The 20,201-nt window shown below is 43.4% G+C and carries 18 protein-coding genes; 6 read left to right on the forward strand and 12 right to left on the reverse strand.

Translation table 11 applies throughout. The annotated features are described in order from the left end of the window. Nucleotides 1–92: 92 nt before the first annotated feature. Entirely contained in the window at nucleotides 93–2,204 is a 2,112-nt protein-coding gene (locus BA81_RS06525; RefSeq protein ID WP_034281241.1) for a heterodisulfide reductase-related iron-sulfur binding cluster, read from the reverse strand. A gap of 143 nt (nucleotides 2,205–2,347) precedes the next feature. Between BA81_RS06525 and cls (BA81_RS06530) the strand changes: the two genes are divergently transcribed. The 3 genes from cls (BA81_RS06530) (at nucleotide 2,348) to BA81_RS06540 (ending at nucleotide 4,847) form a co-directional block, all read left to right on the forward strand. Further along, a complete protein-coding gene (gene cls, locus BA81_RS06530; RefSeq protein ID WP_034281242.1) occupies nucleotides 2,348–3,544 on the forward strand; it encodes a cardiolipin synthase in 1,197 nt (398 codons plus the stop codon). A gap of 12 nt (nucleotides 3,545–3,556) precedes the next feature. Further along, nucleotides 3,557–4,519, forward strand: coding sequence for a UV DNA damage repair endonuclease UvsE (gene uvsE, locus BA81_RS06535; protein WP_034281243.1), 963 nt, complete (start codon nucleotides 3,557–3,559; stop codon nucleotides 4,517–4,519). A 73-nt stretch (nucleotides 4,520–4,592) separates the two neighbouring features. Further along, complete coding sequence (locus tag BA81_RS06540) at nucleotides 4,593–4,847, forward strand: hypothetical protein (RefSeq protein WP_034281244.1); 255 nt, start codon at nucleotides 4,593–4,595, stop codon at nucleotides 4,845–4,847. A gap of 230 nt (nucleotides 4,848–5,077) precedes the next feature. Here the strand turns inward: BA81_RS06540 and BA81_RS06545 are convergent, their stop codons facing one another. The 3 genes from BA81_RS06545 to cls (BA81_RS06555) form a co-directional block, all read right to left on the reverse strand. Then, nucleotides 5,078–6,076 carry a S66 family peptidase gene (locus BA81_RS06545; protein WP_034281245.1) on the reverse strand — a complete coding sequence of 333 codons (999 nt, stop codon included), beginning with the start codon at nucleotides 6,074–6,076 and terminating at the stop codon, nucleotides 5,078–5,080. Nucleotides 6,077–6,148: 72 nt separating this feature from the next. Continuing rightward, nucleotides 6,149–7,864: an ABC transporter ATP-binding protein gene (locus BA81_RS06550; RefSeq protein WP_034281452.1), complete on the reverse strand. Its 1,716-nt coding sequence runs from the start codon at nucleotides 7,862–7,864 to the stop codon at nucleotides 6,149–6,151. Nucleotides 7,865–7,969: 105 nt separating this feature from the next. Continuing rightward, complete coding sequence (gene cls, locus BA81_RS06555) at nucleotides 7,970–9,472, reverse strand: cardiolipin synthase (protein ID WP_034281453.1); 1,503 nt, start codon at nucleotides 9,470–9,472, stop codon at nucleotides 7,970–7,972. A gap of 152 nt (nucleotides 9,473–9,624) precedes the next feature. Here cls (BA81_RS06555) and BA81_RS06560 point away from each other — a divergent pair, with 152 nt between their 5' ends. Beyond that, nucleotides 9,625–10,596 (forward strand): S66 family peptidase, encoded by a 972-nt coding sequence (locus BA81_RS06560; RefSeq protein WP_034281246.1) that lies wholly within the window; start codon nucleotides 9,625–9,627, stop codon nucleotides 10,594–10,596. A 248-nt stretch (nucleotides 10,597–10,844) separates the two neighbouring features. Here the strand turns inward: BA81_RS06560 and argS are convergent, their stop codons facing one another. The 5 genes from argS to speE all read right to left on the reverse strand — a co-directional run bounded on the left by argS (nucleotide 10,845) and on the right by speE (nucleotide 15,260). After that, nucleotides 10,845–12,518, reverse strand: a complete 1,674-nt coding sequence (gene argS, locus BA81_RS06565) for an arginine--tRNA ligase (RefSeq protein WP_034281247.1) — start codon at nucleotides 12,516–12,518, stop codon at nucleotides 10,845–10,847. Beyond that, nucleotides 12,515–12,937, reverse strand: coding sequence for a YwiB family protein (locus BA81_RS06570; RefSeq protein ID WP_003215400.1), 423 nt, complete (start codon nucleotides 12,935–12,937; stop codon nucleotides 12,515–12,517). Before BA81_RS06570 ends, argS begins: the two co-directional genes overlap by 4 nt. Nucleotides 12,938–13,061: 124 nt before the next feature. Continuing rightward, a complete protein-coding gene (locus BA81_RS06575; protein WP_034281248.1) occupies nucleotides 13,062–13,409 on the reverse strand; it encodes a hypothetical protein in 348 nt (115 codons plus the stop codon). Between the two features lie 78 nt (nucleotides 13,410–13,487). Further along, a complete protein-coding gene (speB, locus tag BA81_RS06580) occupies nucleotides 13,488–14,360 on the reverse strand; it encodes an agmatinase (RefSeq protein ID WP_034281249.1) in 873 nt (290 codons plus the stop codon). 69 nt (nucleotides 14,361–14,429) lie between these two features. Then, nucleotides 14,430–15,260, reverse strand: coding sequence for a spermidine synthase (gene speE, locus BA81_RS06585; protein WP_034281250.1), 831 nt, complete (start codon nucleotides 15,258–15,260; stop codon nucleotides 14,430–14,432). A 224-nt stretch (nucleotides 15,261–15,484) separates the two neighbouring features. Between speE and BA81_RS06590 the strand changes: the two genes are divergently transcribed. Continuing rightward, the gene (locus tag BA81_RS06590) at nucleotides 15,485–17,554 is read left to right on the forward strand and encodes a transglycosylase domain-containing protein (protein ID WP_034281251.1); all 2,070 of its coding nucleotides are present in this window, start codon (nucleotides 15,485–15,487) and stop codon (nucleotides 17,552–17,554) included. Between the two features lie 124 nt (nucleotides 17,555–17,678). Here the strand turns inward: BA81_RS06590 and BA81_RS06595 are convergent, their stop codons facing one another. After that, complete coding sequence (locus tag BA81_RS06595; protein WP_024423769.1) at nucleotides 17,679–18,197, reverse strand: YwhD family protein; 519 nt, start codon at nucleotides 18,195–18,197, stop codon at nucleotides 17,679–17,681. Nucleotides 18,198–18,209: 12 nt separating this feature from the next. Beyond that, entirely contained in the window at nucleotides 18,210–18,866 is a 657-nt protein-coding gene (locus BA81_RS06600) for a site-2 protease family protein (protein ID WP_024423770.1), read from the reverse strand. A gap of 113 nt (nucleotides 18,867–18,979) precedes the next feature. Here BA81_RS06600 and BA81_RS06605 point away from each other — a divergent pair, with 113 nt between their 5' ends. Then, nucleotides 18,980–19,165 (forward strand): 2-hydroxymuconate tautomerase, encoded by a 186-nt coding sequence (locus tag BA81_RS06605; RefSeq protein ID WP_003214939.1) that lies wholly within the window; start codon nucleotides 18,980–18,982, stop codon nucleotides 19,163–19,165. 50 nt (nucleotides 19,166–19,215) lie between these two features. Here the strand turns inward: BA81_RS06605 and BA81_RS06610 are convergent, their stop codons facing one another. Then, nucleotides 19,216–20,028, reverse strand: a complete 813-nt coding sequence (locus BA81_RS06610) for a zinc-dependent metalloprotease (RefSeq protein WP_025093861.1) — start codon at nucleotides 20,026–20,028, stop codon at nucleotides 19,216–19,218. Nucleotides 20,029–20,201 lie beyond the last annotated feature (173 nt).

The following is a 20,201-nucleotide window of genomic DNA, read 5'->3' on the forward strand; positions in this document are numbered from 1 at the left end:
CCCGTTTGTTACCGCTTACATATGATTTAGGCAGCTGATGAAACAGCGCCATGGATAAGCCGATGAACATCCTATTCATCGGCCTGTCATGTTTACGACACTTGCTTTCCAGGCTCACCAAACACTGATTTTTCAAGAAGTTCGGCGACATCAAATGTGCCTACCTGTTCCTCTACTTCCTTCGCCTTCGTCCCATCTCCCAGCATCGTTAAGCAATAAGGACACCCTGAGCTGATGATGGACGGCTGGACCTGTAACGCCTGCTCCGTTCGTGCAGTGTTAATCCGGGTACCCGTCTCTTCTTCCATCCACATTAAGCCCCCGCCTGCTCCGCAGCACATACCAGTTTCACGGTTGCGTTCCATTTCTTTCAGCGTCACACCTGGAATGGCTTTTAAAATGTCTCTTGGCGGGTCGTACACTTCGTTATATCTGCCTAGGTAGCAAGAGTCGTGGAAGGTAATCACTTCGTTCACTTCATGTACAGGTGTTATTTTCCCTTCTTTCACTAACTCTGCCAGTAATTCTGTATGATGGTATACTTCTGCCTCAAGTCCGAAGTCTGGGTATTCATTTTTAAATAAGTTATAGGCGTGTGGATCAATCGTGACGATCTTTGTGACGCCGTTTTTCTGGAATTCTTCAATGTTTTTTGCAGCAAGCTCTTGGAATAAAAATTCGTTTCCGAGTCTTCTTGGCGTATCGCCTGAGTTTTTCTCTTTATTGCCTAGGATGGCAAAGGATACTCCCGCTTCATTGAGGAGCTTTGCAAAAGCAAGTGCAATCTTTTGGCTTCGATTGTCATATGCCCCCATTGAACCAACCCAGAATAAATAATCAAAGCTTTGATCTGCTTTTTTCAACTCTTTCACTGTTGGCACATGCACATCTTCTCTCAGTTCACGCCAATTTTCTCTTTCTTTCCGGTTCAATCCCCACGGGTTCCCTTGGCGCTCAATGCTTGTCATGGCACGCTGTGCATCCGCGTCCATTTTTCCTTCGGTCAGCACAAGATATCTGCGCATATCAATAATCTTGTCGACATGTTCATTCATGACAGGGCATTGGTCTTCACAGTTTCGGCATGTCGTACATGCCCAGATCTCTTCTTCTGTAATGACCTCTCCAATAAGAGAAGGATGATTTATCGAGCTGGCAGCCGACTCTTCCGCACCTGCTCCTCTCGCCTGCAGTGCCAGCTGGTTTCCTGTTGTCTGCTTGAAGGCAAGCTGCGGGACCCAAGGTGTTTTTGATGTAATGGCGGCCCCTTTATTGGTTAAATGATCTCTTAACCTTAAAATCAAATCCATTGGAGACAGCATCTTCCCTGTCCCTGTTGCCGGGCACATATTCGTGCAGCGCCCGCATTCCACACAGGCGTAAAGATCGATGAGCTGAGACTGACGGAAGTCTTCAATTTTTCCTACACCGAAGGTCTCTTGTGACTCATCTTCAAAATCAATTTTTTGCAGCTTGCCTGGCGGGTCTAATCTGCTGACAAATACGTTCACAGGCCCTGCAATCAGATGGGCGTGCTTTGACTGAGGAACGTATACTAAGAATGTCAGCAAAATAAGAAGATGCACCCACCATGCGGCATAAAAAACAATCGCAGCCGCAAGAGGTGAAATTCCGCCCAGCAAGAAGGCAATACCAGAAGCGATTGGCTCAGTTGGTGATAGAGAGTGTCCATGCCAGATGATGTTCATGCCGTTCCCAAGTAAGACTGTCAGCATTAAGCCGCCAATAAATAAAAGCACTAGTCCCGATTTGAAGCCTCGTTTTAAACGGACAAGCTTTTCCACGTATCTTCTATGGAAAGCCCATACAACGGCCACTAAAATGAGAAGTGTGACCACCTCTTGGAAAAACGTAAAGACCCCGTACACCGGACCTAAAGGAAGCCCGCTGTCTGGAATAAGCCCCTTCAGAATAAAATCAAGGGCTCCGAACTGTACGAGGATAAATCCGTAGAAAAACAGCACATGAATGATGCCGCTCTTCTTGTCCTTTAACAGCTTCTTTTGCCCAAATACATTGACCCAAACACGCTCTAAGCGTTTCTTCATGTCTTGTTGAAACTCTTCTTTTTTACCAAGACGAATATACGCCGCTCGTGTTCGAATGAGATAAACAAACAAATACACAGCGTAAGCGGTCACCGCCGCAAATGCGATCAAGTTGATGATTAAAAGGCTATTCATCTTGCTCCCCCTTTCATTCCCCAAAACCCTCTTTGTTCCGTTTCCATGTTGTACCTCTATCATAAATAATGAATGAGTATTCAGTCAATATTTTTTACACGTTTGGGTACACTATTGAAATATGCAAAAAAGGAGGAAGTTTCATGATCGCATTGATCATCCTACTCGTAATCATTGCCATCGTTTTGCTCGTCATGTTAGACCTTTATATGGGAAAAAAATATTTTTCTACGCACGCATTTGAACGGTCTTTTGACCAAACAAGCGGCGATGCCACCTTTTATCATGATGGCGAACCATTTTTCGATCAGCTGCTTACGGATATACAGCAGGCCTCTTCTTCTATTCATATGATGTTCTTTATTGTAAAGAACGACAAGATTGGTCAAAGGGTGTTCCAAGCATTGAAAGCCAAAGCGGAGCAAGGCGTTTCCGTCTTTTTGCTGACCGACCGATTAGGCTCCTATCCGTTTGATCAAAAGTCGATTGACATGCTAGAAAGAAGCGGCATTCAATTTTACTTTTTAAATAAGCCTCGTTTTCCTTTTTTGATTTACCGGTTAAACATGAGAAATCACCGTAAAATTACGGTGATTGATGGGAAGATTGGCTATATTGGCGGATTTAATATAGGCGATGAATATGTTGGAAAGAAAGGCCGGTTTGGCATTTGGAAGGATTATCATTTGCGGATGACTGGACAGGTTGTCGCAGATCTCCAGCATGTATTTCTGAATGATTTGTACCGGTCGTCTGGTATTCATCAGCTGCAATATGAGGTTTTCCCTGCATTGGAACCGGGAACATTACAATGCACAACACGCGCGACTGCTGGCTTTTCTTTAGAAGCTTTATTTCTCCAAGATATTCAGCAGGCGAGGAAACAGATCATCATCTGTACGCCTTATTTTATTCCATCTTCCCCTCTTCTGAAGGCGCTGCTTGATGCACGAAAGCGGGGCGTCACAGTTGAAATCATCATTCCAATGAAAGCGGATCATCCACTTGTCAAAGAGGCTGGCTTTCATTATTTGAAGGACCTCATTGCCTCTGGATGTCTTGTTTATCGTTTTTATAAAGGGTTTTATCATTCGAAAGCCATTTTGATTGATTACAGACGCTGTATGATCAGTACCGCGAATTTTGATAAACGCAGCTTGTTTTTAAACGAAGAAGTAGATGTAGCCATTGATGATCCCGCTTTTACTGCACACGTAGAAGAAAAGATTCGGGAGCATATGGAAGTATCTGAGATCTTGACAGAAGAAACATTGTCAAAGCGCCCGCTTTTCACACGGCCGCTTGAGTGGGTTGCCGCCATGTTCTCGTATTTTTTATAAAGGAGATGACCTATGCGTTATCGATTTGGTTATGTATCCAATGCCGTCACCTTGTGGGAAGCTTCTCCTGCCAAGTCGCTGACCTTTGCTAGATACAGCAAGCTCGCTAAGGAAGAAAGAAAAGAGGCTTTATTGCGAACAACAAAAGCCAATCTCGTGAATACATTAAGAACGCTTTATTTCGCCATTGCTCATGATATCCCGCTTTACCGTTTTTCAAGCTCGATCGTCCCGCTCGCGACCCATCCAGAGGTGCGCTGGGACTTTGTGACACCTTTTCACAAAGAATTTATTGAGATCGGCAAGCTGGTGAAACGGCACGGCTTACGGGTCAGCTTTCACCCCAATCAATTCACCTTGTTTACCAGCCCAAAACCTTCGATTACAGAAAATGCCGTCATCGATATGACGTACCATTATCAAATGCTTGAGGCGATGAAGCTCGATAAGGAAGGCTACATGAACATTCATGTAGGCGGGGCGTACGGCGATAAAGAATCGGCTCTTCAACGCTTTGATGAAAATATCAAACAGCTTCCGGCTCATATCAAGGCGAGAATGACACTTGAGAACGATGACAAAACATATACGTCGCTGGAAACGCTTGGTGTATGTGAAAAGCATGACATTCCGTTTGTTTTTGATTACCATCATCATGTGGCAAATAAAGATGATGATGCCGCACTCGATGACATCCTGCCAAGAATGTTCGACACTTGGACAAACACTGGCATTCCACCCAAAATCCATTTGTCTTCACCTAAATCAGAAAAAGCCATACGCAGTCATGCAGATGGAGTAGATATGAACTTTGTCTTACCGCTTTTTCAAGCATTAAAACCGTATGGTCGTGATGTAGATTTTATGATTGAAGCAAAATTAAAGGATCAAGCTCTGCTCCGTCTAGTCGAAGAGCTGTCAGCGATAAGGGGCAATCTGCGGACGGGCGGGGGAACCATTGAGTGGAAAACATAGAGAAAGGTTTACCTTTGTGCAAATGGGGGTAACAAAGCTATTGTGAGAAAGTAATTAACAGGAGGATATGAAGATGTCTCAAATTTATTCAATCCGAATCGCTGCAAAAGCGTTGAATTTACATAAGCTTATTTCTCTTTATGAAAAGTGCCAGCAGGCTCAGCATCGTTTATATGTGTATTCTAAAAAGACAATGTGCAGCATTAAGAACATCGTAGAGCTTGAAACCTTCAGGCTCACTCATTTAGAATCTGACTACTTAATTGTCGTGGAGGGGAAAAAAGCGCAAGACCTCCTACAGCCATTTGAAAAAGAGAAGGTTTCATAAAGAAGAGCAGCCTATGGCTGCTCTTTCAGATTGGTTGACAAAGGGCTAAAATGATCTTGATTTTAGCCCTTTGTCTTCTTTTCAGCGTGATAGAAAACCTTTGCAGTCTTAGGAAGGACGAGTACCGGCGCGGAGCGAATTTGACATTCGTGAGCACCGGCACGCAGGCGTGACAACGAATGCGAGGGTTTGTCTACATGCTGGGAGAGCAGCCGCGGGCTGCTCTTTTGCTATATCCACTCTTTTGTTAACCAAACTTGTTTGGAAGCTGCATCCATTTTCACTTGTGCCCCGATTGGCATCGTAAGCATTGGGTGCGTATGAGCACAGTCAAAATCAGCGATGAGTGGTCTTTTTGTCTCTCCGAGTACCTCAAGTAAAATCTCATAAGGCTCTTTGCCCGTCCCTTCATCATCAAACAGCTCATGTTTTCCTAAAAGAATCCCAGAAACCCGTTCAAACACGCCATTTACTTTCAATAAAGAGAAGTTCTTTTCAACAACCGACGCGGTTTTCATACAATCTTCAATGAGAAGGATGTCTCCGTTTTGGATGGCTGGCATGAACTCACTTCCCCATATGCCGTACATCGCATTCAAGTTCCCGCCGATCAATTTGCCTTCTGCTTGTCCCTCTATGACGCACAGCCAATCATTTGGACGCTGCTTTTTATCACCCGTCTTTTCTTCCCAATTGATTCGTTCATCTGTCCAAAAAGGCGGTTTTTCAATCTGATAAGGAATGGTTTGATGGGACATCAGGATGTCCTGAAACGACTGATATGTATAAGTGACAAACGGTTCAAACTCGCCAAAAGAAGGAACAAGCGCCGGTCCGTAGAAAACAGGCAGTCCCGTTTTTTCGTAGGCCGCTAAAAGAATCGCTGTCGCATCTGAATAACCAATCATGATTTTCGGATGTTGTTTCAGCAGGTCAAAATCAAGATAAGGCAGCAAACTATTTGAATTCGTCCCGCCAATCATTGACATGATGCACGCCAAGTCCTCTCTAGCCATCAGCTCATTCAGCTCATCTGCTCGTTCTTGAATTGTACCTGAACGGTAGTAATCCTCTTTCCCTGTTAATGATCCTGGAACCACAATGAATCCTTTTTGCTCAAGCCACTTCTTCGCCCGTTCATACCTAAGAGGCGAGGTCGCTGAAGCAGGACTAGAAGGTGAAAATATACCGATCTTATCGCCCTTTTGTAATCGCCGAAGCCCCTTCATTCCATCAGATCCTTCCTACAAACGTTTTTTCTATCCTAACAAAAAAAGCCCTTTATCAAAAGGGCTTTCTCTTTAATGACCAAACTGCGCTTCATGCAGTCTGCTGTACACGCCGCCCATTTGAATAAGGTCTTGGTGGCGGCCTTGTTCTTGGATGCCTTCCTCTGTCACGACGATGATACGATCGGCGTGTTTAATTGTTGCCAGGCGGTGGGCAATGACGAGTGTTGTCCTTCCGACAGCCAGTTCGCTCAGTGCATCCTGTATAGCTTTTTCTGTTTCTGTATCAAGTGCTGATGTGGCTTCATCTAAAATAAGAATCGAAGGATTTTTTAGGAACATCCGCGCAATCGACAGACGCTGCTTTTGACCTCCCGACAATTTGACACCGCGCTCGCCTATCACCGTATTTAATCCTTCTGGGAAACGCTGGACGAGTTCCTCTAAATGCGCACGACGTACAGCCTCCCAAATCTCTGCATCGCTGGCTTCTAGGTTGCCGTACGCAATGTTTTCTCGAATGGTGCCTGAGAATAAAAAGACATCCTGCTGCACAATGCCGATCTGCTGTCTTAAAGAAGACAGGGTCATCGATTTTGTACTTACACCATCAATCATAATCTCCCCTTTATCCACATCATAAAAACGTGGCAGCAAACTGCAAATCGTCGATTTCCCGGCTCCTGAAGGCCCGACAAACGCAACAGTTTCTCCTTGTTTGATCTTCAAATCGATGTCCTTTAACACATGGCTGTGCTCATCGTAGCCGAATGTCACGTTTCGATATTCAATTTCACCTTTCAGTCCGAATACATCACGAGCTCCCTCTGTATCCTTTACATCTGGCTCTGTTTCAAGTAAGTCGACATAGCTTTTAAAGCCCGCAATTCCTTTTGGATACATTTCAATCACTGTGTTGATTTTATCAATCGGTCTGAATAAGACATTTGTAATGAGAACAAACGCGATAAATCCACCTGCCGTTAATTGCCCCTGCAGAACAAACCATGTCCCTGCCAGAAGGACAAACAGTGTCACAAGACGTGTGAGAATGTAACTGATTGAGCCGTTCACCGACATGATTTTATATGAAAGAAGCTTCGCTTTCCGAAAGCGGTTGTTGTTTTCAGCAAAACGCTTTTTCTCGAAATGTTCGTTGGCAAAAGCTTGAACAAGACGAATGCCGCCAATATTGTTTTCAACCCTTGCATGAAAGTCTCCAATGTCATTGTTCAGCTGTGTAATCGCCTGTGTCATCTTCTTATTAAAATGAAGGGCAAGCCAAATGATGACAGGCATGATCAAGAAGGTTAAGATAGCAAGCTGCCAGTTAATCATCAGCATGACAGCAAAGGCGCCAAGAATCGTCATAATTGCAATAAACAAATCCTCAGGTCCGTGATGAGCCACCTCACCAATGTACATGAGGTCATTTGTCATTCGAGACATAAGCTTACCCGTTTTGTTGTTATCAAAGAACTTAAATGAGAGACGCTGAAAATGATCAAACAGCTTCTTCCTCATATCTGTTTCAATATTGATGCCAAGCATGTGTCCCCAGTACGACACAATAAACTGCATAACCGAGCTGAGTGCATAAATGATAAACAGAGCAAGTGCGGTCCAGGCAATGACCGTCCAGTTCCCTGTCGGTAATAATGTATCAATGAAGTAGTTCACGATCAGCGGGAAACCAAGTTCCATCAATCCAACTGCGACAGCGCAAAAGAAATCTAAAAAGAACAGACCGCGATAGGGCCTGTAATAGGCGAAAAAGCGTTTTAGCATATGTAAAAGAACCTCATTTCCTCTATAATTGATAATCATTTTCAATTATAGAGGAATCCTCTTCAAAATACTAGATCAGGAAATGATTTCTTTGGCTGGAAATCCTCATAATACGCCAGAAAACAACCGGGCAAATGATTCCTTCAAACGCTCTTTTAAGCCTCTTTTATAAAAATGAACAGGGCCCATTTGCTCACATTCCTTCATATCTTCCTCATAGTGGGCCATCAATTGCTCAATTGGCTTTTTCGCAGCTGTAAAGACATTGACCTCAAAATTGAGCTGAAAGCTTCTCATATCGACATTCGCGGTACCGACAGAGGCGAGTTCTCCATCTGCGATCATCACCTTTTGATGCATGAATCCTTTCTGATAGTGATACACCTTGATGCCCTCTTTTAGAAGCTCAGAAAAATAAGATCGTGTGGCGTATTGTGTGAGAAATCCGTCATTGATCTCTGGAACCATCACCCGCACATCCACCCCTCTTGTGGCAGCGATTTTGAGCGCAGTGCGAATCGATTCGTTTGGTACAAAGTAAGGTGTGGCAATCCAGACAAATTGTTTCGCATTAGAAATGAGGGCATCATATAAATCACTCATACTTTCTTTCATATCAGGTCCAGTTGGTACAACCTGAATGACATCCTCGCCTGTCACAGAATGCGGCGTATGATACCTCGGATCATCAATTAATACTTCATCTGATACATACTCCCAATCCAGCATAAAAACGGAGTGAAGGGTCTGAACAGCCTCACCCTTTAACATGGCATGCGTATCACGCCAAAAGCCGATCTTTTCATCCCGTCCTACGTATTCCTTGCCGACATTTAATCCGCCGACAAACCCTGTCTCTCCATCAATAATGACGATTTTCCGGTGATTTCGAAAATTGAATTTTTGATTAAAGAATCCATATTTTAAAGGTAGAAAAGGAGCGACCTTGACCCCTGCCTGCTTCAAGCGTTTAATATCTTTTCGGGAGAAGCGGATGCTGCCTGCCGCATCATATATGAAACGGACCTCTACCCCTTCTTTCACTTTTTCAATCAAAATCTCCATCATCCGGCGGCCGAGGAAATCGGATTTGAACATATAGTATTCTATATGAATGAACGATTTTGCCTTTCTTAGCTCTTCAAAAATTCGGGGAAACGTCTCCTCCCCATTCTTTAAAATGTCCATATCACTATTTGTGTTCACATGCATGCCTGTGGCTTTTTCTGTGTAATGAAAAAAAGCACGCTGATTATCGGTTAAACGTGATTCATCCGGCTTGCTCTCAAGCTCAGAGATTCTTCTTAATTTTTCACGGTTATACATTCTCTTTGATTTGAATAAAAGACCTTTTACATAGAGCTGCCCTGAGAACAGATAGAACATATAGCCAATGATCGGGAAAAAAATGAGCACATACATCCATAACAGCGTGTGCTGTGATGTACGATTCTCCAGCATGAGTGAGATGATACTAAATAAAATAATGGCGATATAAATCGCTGCGTACAGCTGAACGCTCCACGCCGGCACAGGCCACCAATACACCACATATGCCCCGAATATCATAAAATATAAAAATAAAAATTCCAGTCTCCTCTTTTTCACATTCTCCGCCCTCATTCTGTCTTTTTCTCTTCCATACCCTTTGCACAGCTTGTATGAAACACACGACCCATTCCTTTCTACTAGCCTTTACAGACTTGGGCCATTTGATCCGATATAATGGATAAATATGTGATGGAAAGGAAGATTTGTTTATGCATACACCCTCTCCTTTAAAAAAGGGCGGCCATATTCGTGTCATTGCCCCAAGCAGAAGTGCCAGCATTTTATCAAAAGAAGGAATTTCTCAGGCGAAAAAACGTCTAGAGTCTTTAGGCTTCACTGTCTCTTTTGGACAGCACGTCTTTGAATGTGACCTTCATTCCTCATCGTCTATTGAACACCGCTTGTCTGATCTGCATGAGGCGTTCAAAGATGATGAGGTCGATGGTATTTTGACAGCCATCGGAGGCTTCAACTGCAATGAGCTTTTGCCTTATATTGATTACGACTTGATCCGTCAGCATCCTAAAGTCCTTTGCGGCTATAGTGACATTACAGCACTTGCAAGCGCCATTACAGCGAAATGTGATATGGTAACATATTCTGGCCCCCATTTCTCAAGCTTTCAAATGGAGCAGGGACAGCAGGAACAGACCGCTATGTTTCAAGCTTGCTTGATGAATGGCGGCAAACCGTTTGATTTGATTCCTTCGACAAAATGGAGTGATGACGCGTGGTATCTCGATCAAGCGAACAGGCAGTTTCATCCGACGAAATGGAACATATATCAGGAAGGAACAGCTGAAGGCACCTTGTTTGGCGGAAATCTTTGTACACTGAACTTACTGCAAGGGACATCGTTTATGCCGAATGTAAAGGATGCCATCTTATTTGTCGAGGATGATGAGCTGGTGTTCCCTGAAATGTTCGCCAGAGACCTTACCTCCCTCTTGCAGCATGCACAATCAATCAAAGGATTGATCATTGGACGCTTTCAGAAGAAATCCAAGATGACAGAAGAACATTTAAGATTCATTTTAGATAAACATCCAATACTCAAACACATCCCTGTAATTTATAATGTCGATATCGGACATACACAGCCAGTCTTCACCTTCCCGATTGGTGGAAACGTTCAGCTAGCGTGTACAAATGGAGACGTGAAGCTGCGCATTCATTCATAACGAAAGGCCAAAAAGCACCAGAATAGGCGGTGCTTTTGCCATCATCTTTTTTGAAATTTTTTTAGAAAAAGTGTGATCCAACCCTCCATCCCCTTCGTTAAGTAGATGTAAAAGAAAAGAGAGGAGGCAAAAATATGTTTTCTGATGTACTAAGCCAATTATTCGATTCTATTTCTAACATAATTAATACGCTTGGATAATGTAAAAAACCCCACTCATTCAATAGAGTGGGGCTTTCTTTTATTTCATTACATCTTTTCCGGAGCCGATACACCAATTAGTTTTAATGCATTAGCAAGCGTGATTTGTGTTGCTTTCATGAGTGAAAGACGTGCTGTTGTTTTTGTTTCGTTTTCTGCGTCAATGACCTTCTCGGCATTGTAGAAGCTGTGAAGGGCTGATGCTAGGTCATAAATATAGTTCGTCACGCGGTGCGGAATACGCTTTTCAGCTGCTTCTGCTACAACTTCTGGGAAGCTGCCAATGATTTTTAGAAGATCGTATTCTTTTTCCGATTGAATGTGAGAGAAATCGGCTTTTTCAAGGTTCGGTTCATAGCCTTTTTCTTCACCTTGACGCAGCATGCTGCAAATTCTCGCATGCGCATATTGTGCATAGTACACAGGGTTTTCGTTAGACGTAGAAATCGCTAAGTCTAGGTCAAAGTCCATATGTGTCGCCGCACTTCTCATCGCAAAGAAATAACGAGTCGCATCTAAGCCGACTTCTTCAATCAAGTCACGCATTGTGACGGCTTTACCTGTACGTTTACTCATCTTCATCTTTTCACCGTTTTTGTAAAGGTGAACAAGCTGAATGATTTCGACTTCAAGCTTGTCAGCTGGATATCCAAGTGCTTGAATCGCCGCTTTCATTCGAGGGATATAGCCGTGATGGTCCGCTCCCCAAATGTTAATGAGCTGGTCAAAGCCTCTGTCCAATTTGTCTTTATGATATGCGATGTCTGGAAGCAGGTAAGTGAAGCTGCCGTCCTTTTTAATCAGCACACGGTCCTTGTCATCGCCAAAATCAGTTGATCGCAGCCACGTTGCGCCATCTTCTTCAAAAACATAGCCTTTAGCGCGAAGTGTCTCCAGCGCTGGTTCGATTTTTCCATTTTCATATAAAGAGGTTTCTGAATACCATACATCAAATGGGACACGGAAATTCTCAAGGTCTACACGTAATTTCTCTAATTCGTATTTCAAGCCGTATTCACGGAAGAACTTCATACGCTCTTCTTCCGGTTCATGCACGAAACGGTCGCCAAATTCATCCGCAAGTTTTTGTCCGATGCCTTTGATGTCTTCTCCTCTGTAGCCGTCTTCAGGCATTTCTTTTTCAAGACCGAGTGCCTCAAAATAACGTACTTCTACAGATAAAGCGAGGTTATTGATTTGATTTCCTGCATCGTTGATATAGTATTCACGGCTCACATCGAACCCTGCTTTATCAAGGATGTTGCAAAGGGAATCTCCTACAGCTGCTCCGCGGGCATGTCCAAGGTGAAGGTCACCTGTTGGGTTGGCTGAGACGAATTCGACTTGCACCTTTTGACCGCCACCTGTATTCGTTTCGCCATAAGCTTCTTTTGCCTCAAGAACAGCTGGAATGAGTTTTGTTAAATACTGATTGTTCATATAAAAGTTAATGAACCCTGGACCTGCGATATCCAGTTTTTCAATGGAAGCTTTCCCTTTATCAAATGCATTGACGATGTCCTCTGCGATTTGACGAGGTGCTTTTTTCGCAATGCGGGCAAGCTGCATCGCCATGTTGGTCGAGTAATCACCGTGAGTTTTGTCTTTCGGCACTTCTAAAAGGACATCTGGCACCTGGCTTTCATCGGCAAGTCCTGCTTTGACGACTGCCGCTATGATTTCTTCTTTTAACGCATCTTTGACCTGTTCTGCGATATTCATGAACGTAAATCCTCCTTATACGAAATCGATAATGTATGTAAATGCTTTTGATCTTCTCCTGTCAGCATATCGTACGTAATGTGCAGCAGCCCCTTGTCCACATCGAGATCAATACCATGTGTGTGCACATCTAGCTGAAGTGTACCGAATGGCATCGTGTAATGTGTGACGGTTGTTTCTCCAATGAGAAAGCGCTGCTTCATTTGAATAGCCCCTGATCTCATCACAAAAATTTCTTTTTCACTCATTTTCACAACGGTTTTTACTTGACCCATTTCATGTTCTTCATGGTAAGTGAGATACGTTTTGTCATTCTTCTCTTGGTACGTTCCAGTCGTGCGGAATTCGATCGTTTCAGCCGGCTCCGTCTCTGGTTTCATCACTGACTTTACATGAATTGAAATTTGGTTTTGTGTCATTTTGCACTTCCTTTGCTAAGACCCGTTTAACTAAAATAGTATACCATATTCACGATCGCCTATCATACCATCATTTCTCATCTTCACGGCGATTAAACTTCGTTTTTCATCTTGAGCCATCCCTTTAGAAAAAAAGAAAAATACAACTGACCAATATGACAAGTCCAGCCTTTACGCCTAAGTCTTTTCTTTTCATTAAGTAAAAAAGAGCCTGTATGCCTGAACTTGCCAAAAATGCCTGAAAAAAATCAAATGGTGCGATTTGATCCTTTTTAAATATCACATGCATGAATAACGCAATGGCCGTCAGATAGAAAAAGCCTCGATCGTGAAACAGCCCCAGCATCTCTTCCTTTGCTTCCTTTTTCGAAGCAAAAACAGGCGGATCAGCTGCGAGCTCTCGTTTCAGTGTAAGAAAGCCTGCCCCTAACACACATAAAGCGAGGAACACCATCAATATGGACGAAAACATGAACTGCCTCCTTTATTTTTTGACCAATGTAAAAAAAGAGCTTGTCCATATGAGATGACAAGCTCCTCTATCAACTGATTATTTCACAAACCCAAGCAGCATTTCGCGTAAAAGCTTACTCGCTGTATTCGCTGTTTGGTCTGAATGATCATATACAGGTGCTACCTCGACAAGGTCAGCCCCGACGACTTGGACGTCAGATCCTGCAATTGAATGAATGGATGCAAGCAGCTCTTTTGATGTAATACCGCCAGCATCTACCGTTCCTGTACCAGGTGCATGAGCTGGATCAAGTACATCAATGTCGATCGTCACGTACACTGGACGCCCTTTTAGCTTTGGCAATACTTGCTTCAATGGCTCCAGTACTTCAAATTTAGAAATGTGCATACCCGCTTCTTTTGCCCATTCAAATTCTTCTTTCATTCCAGAACGGATGCCGAAAGAGAATACATTTTCAGCTCCAATCAGTCCTGCAGCTTTACGAATCGGTGTTGAATGTGAAAGCGGCTCCCCCTCATATTCCTCACGAAGATCCGTATGTGCGTCCATATGGATGATGGCCAAATCAGGGTATTTCTTATACATCGCACGGAAAACCGGCCAAGACACGAGATGCTCGCCGCCCATTCCTAATGGAAACTTTCCTTTTTCCAAGATGCTGTCGACATACTCTTCAATTAAATCTAAGCTTTTCTGTGCATTCCCAAAAGGAAGTGGGATGTCACCCGCATCAAAGAATGGCACCTCATGCAGCTCACGATCTAAATAAGGGCTGTATTCCTCTAAACCGATCGATACTTCACGAATGCGGTTCGGACCGAAACGTGAACCTGGGCGGTAGCTGACTGTCCAATCCATCGGCATGCCGTATAAAATGACCTTTGCATCTTCCCATGTCGGATGACTTCCAATAAACACTTTTCCTGAATAAGCCTCGTCGAATCTCATGCAAGATTCCTCCTTTTACGCTTCAAAAAATGCGCAAACCGTCATTTGCGCATGTCCATTTCGCTTGATTTATTTGATTAAGTCGCTCACAAATTTCGGCAGAACGAATGCCGCTTTGTGCAATTCTTTTGTGTAATATTTCGTCTCAATATCAAAGAAACGGCTGTCTTTTACAGCAAGTGGATCATATTTTTTAGAACCGATGGTGAATGTCCAAAGACCGCTTGGATACGTTGGAATATTCGCTGTGTAAAGCTTCGTAATTGGGAAAATTTCTTTTACATCACGCTGTACATTTGTAATCAGCTCAGGTGTGAACCAAGGGTTGTCCGTTTGTGCAACGAAAATACCGTCTTCTTTGAGTGCTTTTGCAATTCCTGCGTAAAATCCTTTAGAGAACAGGTTCACAGCTGGTCCAACAGGCTCAGTAGAGTCAACCATAATCACATCATACTCGTTGTCAGCTTCAGCAATGTGCATAAAACCGTCTCCTACTTTCACATCTACACGAGGATCGTCTAGTTTCCCAGCGATAGAAGGAAGGAATTTCTTCGAGTATTCGATGACCTTTCCGTCAATATCAACAAGTGTCGCTTTTTTCACACTTGAGTGTTTGAGGATCTCACGAATGACACCCCCGTCTCCTCCGCCTACAACAAGAACATTTTCCGGGTTTGGATGAGTGAAAAGAGGAACATGTGCCACCATTTCGTGGTATACAAACTCATCTTTCTCAGACGTCATCACCATGCCGTCTAAAAACAGCATATTACCAAACTCTTCTGTTTCCACCATTTCTAAATGCTGAAAGTCTGTTTGTTCTGTGTGAAGGGTTTTGTTCACCTTCAATGTAATACCAAAATTCTTCGTTTGCTTCTCTGTATACCAAAGTTCGCTCATTGTTCATCTTCCTCTCATCCAATAATAAACAAACATCTATTGTTAGCGCCTTTTATCGGCTTTGACTATATCGATTGTCCAAGAAAAAAGTATAGTGGATTCATATCAAATTGTAAAGAACCGCATGAGTTCTCTTCATTTTTTAAAGCGCTCCTGCAATCGCTTGTTTAAAACGGTTTTCTTTGTTCCATACTGATAAAAAACCGTCAAAATGGGGGCTTTGCATGGACACAATCATGAGTAATAAAAAAATCCGCATGACCGTGAAAACGATTCGAGCCTGTTTTTTTATCGGCTTGCTCGCTTTTCTATTTGCAGGTACCGTCTTTTTGACGATTCTATTAATAGCTAAATGGCAAGGTGCCCCTTCTGTTCAAGTTCCCCAATCCACGACCATTTATGCAGCCGATGGCTCAAAGCTTGGAGAATCCAGCTTTGGAGAAAAGAGATATTGGGTGCCATTAAAGGAGATGTCTCCTCATATCAGACAGGCAGTTGTCGCTGTTGAAGATAAAACCTTTTATGAGCATCATGGCTTTGATGTGAAACGGATGGCAGGTGCTGCGGTGGCCGATATTCGTGCCATGGCTAAGGTGCAAGGTGCCAGCACGATCACCCAGCAATATGCACGAAACCTTTATTTAGATCATGATAAAACGTGGAAACGGAAGTGGAATGAAGCCTTTTACACGATTCGTTTAGAACAAAACTATACAAAAGATGAGATTTTAGAAGGATACTTGAACACCATTTATTATGGTCACGGAGCGTACGGTGTGGAAGCAGCGTCCCGTCTGTATTTCGGGAAAAAAGCAAAGAACTTAACCCTCGCTGAATCTGCCCTGCTTGCCGGTATCCCAAAGGGGCCTTCTCTCTATTCCCCTTATGTGAATGAGGAGAAAGCCGGCGCAAGAAAGAATATGATTTTGAGACAAATGCACGAGGATGGCATGATTACGAAAAAAGCAGCCGATGACGCTGCGAAAGAAAAGCTGTCCTATCGCCCTTTGCAAAAGAAGCAGCTGCAAGCAAAGCAAGCTCCGTATTTATATGACGATGTGATTCGTGAGTTGAAACAAAGCTTGGGGTTAACTGAGGAACAGATTGAAACCTATGGGCTTCATATCCAAACGACTCTCAATCCAGAATTACAGAAAATCGCAGAAAAGACACTAAAAAACGAGATGAATTCCAAATCGGAAATCCAAATCGGCTTTGCCGCCATCCATCCCCAAACAGGGCATGTACTTGCCCTCATAGGCGGGAGAGATTATGAGAAAAGTCCATTCAATCGGGTGACACAAGCAAAAAGACAGCCCGGTTCAACCATGAAACCCCTTCTTTATTACATTGCCTTGCAAAACGGGTTTACACCCGCAACCGTCATGCGCAGTGAGGAAACGGTGTTTGAACTGGATGATCAAGGCAGCGATGCCGCTTATTCACCAAGCAATTATCACGGCTATTACGCCAATGACGGCATTACAATGCTTCAAGCTTTAGCGCTGTCTGATAATATTTACGCTGTAAAGACCCATCTATTTTTAGGAATGGAACAGCTTGTACGTGCTGGCAAAACATTTGGAATCAAGGAGAAACTAGATCAAGTACCCTCTCTTGCCCTGGGCACGTCTCCTGTGAAACCCATTGAAATGACCAATGCTTACGCCATGCTGGTCAATGGCGGAAAACGCGTCAAACCAACCTTTATTACGAAAGTAACCGACGCAAAAGGCAATGTGCTTTTTGAAGAGAAACAAAAACGAGAACAAATCCTAGATGAAAAAGCAGCATTTGTCACCACCGACATGATGTCAGGCATGTTCAATGATCAATTAAACGGCTATACAAGTGTCACTGGCCGCACCATTATAAAGGACCTTACAAGAACATACGGAGGAAAGTCTGGGACTACAGGCGCCGACAGCTGGATGATCGGCTTCTCTCCCCAGCTCGTCACAGGTGTATGGACTGGCTATGATAAAGGCCGCACCATTGACTCAGTCGAAGAAACAGCCTATGCGAAAAAAATATGGGCTTCCTTTATGGAATCAGCTCTCTCAAAGCAGCCAGCCTCCTCCTTCATGCCGCCAGACGGTGTCAAAGGGGTATATATTAATCCAAAAACCGGCGACCTCGCAGGTCCAGGATGTGAATCAAAGGTATTCACCTATTTTATAGAAGGTACGGAGCCGACAAGTGTCTGCTATGGTGCTGAGGACAAGGCCTCTGAGCAGGAACCAGTTCAAGATCAAAAGCCAAAGAAATGGTGGGAAAAGTGGCTGAAACGTTAAAAAAGACATGAAAAACCCCGAGACCTGCATCTCGGGATTCTCCATGTCCTAGCTTTAACACCAGTTTACTCAAAAACCGGAGAGAATTGGTAGCCATCCGCCAATCTTCACAAAAATTTCACAATTATTCAGGGACAGCCAATCCTTCTTTTAATTCATCTGTCGATGCGTCCCATAGCGCTTGATTATGACCTTTTAAGAAATCAGCCAGCACCTTTTTGGATACGTCATCCATATGACTAACGACAATTTTTCGCTTCATCGATTTATCCATTAAATTCACATGCTCTGGAAGTGACTTATACCCGCGGCGGATCGAACGGTCAACGGTCATTTCACAAGCCGTCACACCTGCATAATAAGGCCCTTCTTCTCTGCGGTCAATCGTCACCCATACGAGCCAATACGGTTTTCCGTTCGGCACCTCTTCTTTTGTTTTCAAAAATTTAATTCCTTTTTCGACGGCACTTCTTGCATGCATGGCACCAATATCAATGACAGCTTCCTTTTCTTCTACATCAATGATGACTGGCGAGATATTATCAAGACTGAGGGCACCTGCCCCAAAGCCTCCATGTCCGTCGGTTGCATCTGTTTTTTTAATGATGTTAAAACCAATTGGTTTCTTCTTTTTACCTTCCATTCATTAAACCTCCTAAAGCAGCGGCTTCAAAATAAGATTAAACCAGTGTATGATTTGATCCCGCATTCCGATCAATGGACCAAACACAAACTGTCCCAGCGGTGTGATCACGAATATGAGAAAAATAATGATCCCATATTGTTCAAATTGCGTCATTTTCGCCCGGATACGGGGGCTGACGACGTCCTCAATAATACGATACCCATCCAGCGGCGGAAGTGGTAATAAGTTAAATAGGAACAAGATGACGTTTAAGTTAATAAAGATTAAAAAGAAATTATCGACTCCCGGCTCAAAGCGCATGATCCACTCCCCGCCAAATTTCTGAAGAAGCACATACACAAAAAAGCCCAAAAACGCCAGCACCAAGTTACTTAATGGCCCAGCAATGGAGACACAAATCCCTGCTAAGCGCGGTTTTTTAAAATGGTAACGATTGACCGGTACAGGTCTCGCCCAGCCAAACCCGGCCACAAAGATCAAAATCGTCCCGAATACATCAAGATGCTTCAGTGGATTGAGCGTCAGTCTCCCTTGATTCTTAGCCGTCGGGTCTCCGAATCGGTACGCAACATATGCATGCGCCAGCTCGTGCATCGTAAATGCAACAACAAGCGTAATGGCAACATATGGAATAAGTTCTAATGGATAAACAAGAAATTGGTTCAAAGGCAAGAATCCCTCTTTCTTTCTATACAATGATTTACTTCATTCAGTATACTATAAGAAGTCCCTTAAACTAAAGGGAAGCGTAGCATTAAAGGAAAAAGGAGGTTTTCGCCATGCCGATTGTCACCGTTCAAATGCTTGAAGGAAGAACAGATGAGCAGAAAAGAGCTCTTGTGGAGAAAGTCACTGATGCCGTTGTTGAAACAACAGGCGCAGGGGCAGAAAAAGTCTCTGTTATTATTGAAGAAATGAAAAAGGAACACTATGCCGTAGCAGGAAAGCGAATGAGCGATCTGTAAGCATATAAAAAGGACAAACACTCAATGTGTTTGTCCTTTTGTCTGCATTCTTATCTGTACCACGCTTTATTACGGTTCACTTGATTTTTATGGGCCGCATCGAAGAAGTCGACTGTGTAAGAATAATCATAGTTCATTAAGCAGACAATGCCGCTTCCTTGAGGGTCATGCGGTAAGCCAAAGTTATGGCCGTATTCATGCGTAGCCGCTTTTGCAGTGTTCGCTGTTCCTTGATCAAGGTTAACGGCGAATGCACTTCCGCTTGGTGCACTATTGTAGACATAAGCAATTCCGCCAGCATCAAAGTTTGGATTTGCTGTAAATCCAGTGACAAAGTCATATCCTCTGCCATCAAAGCTTCGCGCAAGGTTAGACAGAATTTGCTCTGCATTTGATCCCGAAGACGTCCAAGATCCTACTGCTTGTACGACAAAGTCCACATCATGATCACGGTTAAACGTGACATCTGCTTGCTCGATGATGCTGACAATCCGTGTTTGCCAGTCACTATATTTCGCACGATACTGCGCATCAGCGACCGCATAGACAGTGACCTTCTGACTGCCTGTACTTGCTTTTGTTGAAATTGAATCTCCTGTATTGGCCTTAAAGGTTCTCGAGCCTACCTGCTTACCAGACTCATCTAATACCTTTGTTGTCACATCTCGTTCAATTGGAGGTGCTGTCTTCAAATCTTTAAAATCTTTTGCTTTTGGCAGCCCCTCACTAATATGGGTTTCGAACGGCGCATGACCATGATCATGCCCATGACCTGCACTCGCTACTGGTGCTGAAGCTGAACTTACCCCCGGTAACAAACTACCTACCAATAAAAATGACAAAAAGACTGAACGCTTTTTCATTCCTATCCCTCCTTTGTTTTTCACAAGGTTATATATTCACTGAAAATTCACCATTTTCCTTCTATTCAGTCAAAAACAGGGAATTAGATGCACAGGAAAAAAGTCGAATTACGTCATTTTCACTAATTTTTCGGATATTTTGACACACATTTCATCGAAAAATAGCGCTTTTG

The organism is Bacillus safensis FO-36b (assembly GCF_000691165.1).
In the GTDB taxonomy this organism is placed as follows: domain Bacteria; phylum Bacillota; class Bacilli; order Bacillales; family Bacillaceae; genus Bacillus; species Bacillus safensis.

Coding starts and splice junctions, on each gene's coding strand:
- BA81_RS06525 (WP_034281241.1), bottom strand. CDS start 2,204: ATGAATAGCCTTTTAATCATCAACTTGATCGCATTTGCGGCGGTGACC.
- cls (WP_034281242.1), top strand. CDS start 2,348: ATGATCGCATTGATCATCCTACTCGTAATCATTGCCATCGTTTTGCTC.
- uvsE (WP_034281243.1), top strand. CDS start 3,557: ATGCGTTATCGATTTGGTTATGTATCCAATGCCGTCACCTTGTGGGAA.
- BA81_RS06540 (WP_034281244.1), top strand. CDS start 4,593: ATGTCTCAAATTTATTCAATCCGAATCGCTGCAAAAGCGTTGAATTTA.
- BA81_RS06545 (WP_034281245.1), bottom strand. CDS start 6,076: ATGAAGGGGCTTCGGCGATTACAAAAGGGCGATAAGATCGGTATATTT.
- BA81_RS06550 (WP_034281452.1), bottom strand. CDS start 7,864: ATGCTAAAACGCTTTTTCGCCTATTACAGGCCCTATCGCGGTCTGTTC.
- BA81_RS06560 (WP_034281246.1), top strand. CDS start 9,625: ATGCATACACCCTCTCCTTTAAAAAAGGGCGGCCATATTCGTGTCATT.
- argS (WP_034281247.1), bottom strand. CDS start 12,518: ATGAATATCGCAGAACAGGTCAAAGATGCGTTAAAAGAAGAAATCATA.
- BA81_RS06570 (WP_003215400.1), bottom strand. CDS start 12,937: ATGACACAAAACCAAATTTCAATTCATGTAAAGTCAGTGATGAAACCA.
- BA81_RS06575 (WP_034281248.1), bottom strand. CDS start 13,409: ATGTTTTCGTCCATATTGATGGTGTTCCTCGCTTTATGTGTGTTAGGG.
- speB (WP_034281249.1), bottom strand. CDS start 14,360: ATGAGATTCGACGAGGCTTATTCAGGAAAAGTGTTTATTGGAAGTCAT.
- speE (WP_034281250.1), bottom strand. CDS start 15,260: ATGAGCGAACTTTGGTATACAGAGAAGCAAACGAAGAATTTTGGTATT.
- BA81_RS06590 (WP_034281251.1), top strand. CDS start 15,485: ATGGACACAATCATGAGTAATAAAAAAATCCGCATGACCGTGAAAACG.
- BA81_RS06595 (WP_024423769.1), bottom strand. CDS start 18,197: ATGGAAGGTAAAAAGAAGAAACCAATTGGTTTTAACATCATTAAAAAA.
- BA81_RS06605 (WP_003214939.1), top strand. CDS start 18,980: ATGCCGATTGTCACCGTTCAAATGCTTGAAGGAAGAACAGATGAGCAG.
- BA81_RS06610 (WP_025093861.1), bottom strand. CDS start 20,028: ATGAAAAAGCGTTCAGTCTTTTTGTCATTTTTATTGGTAGGTAGTTTG.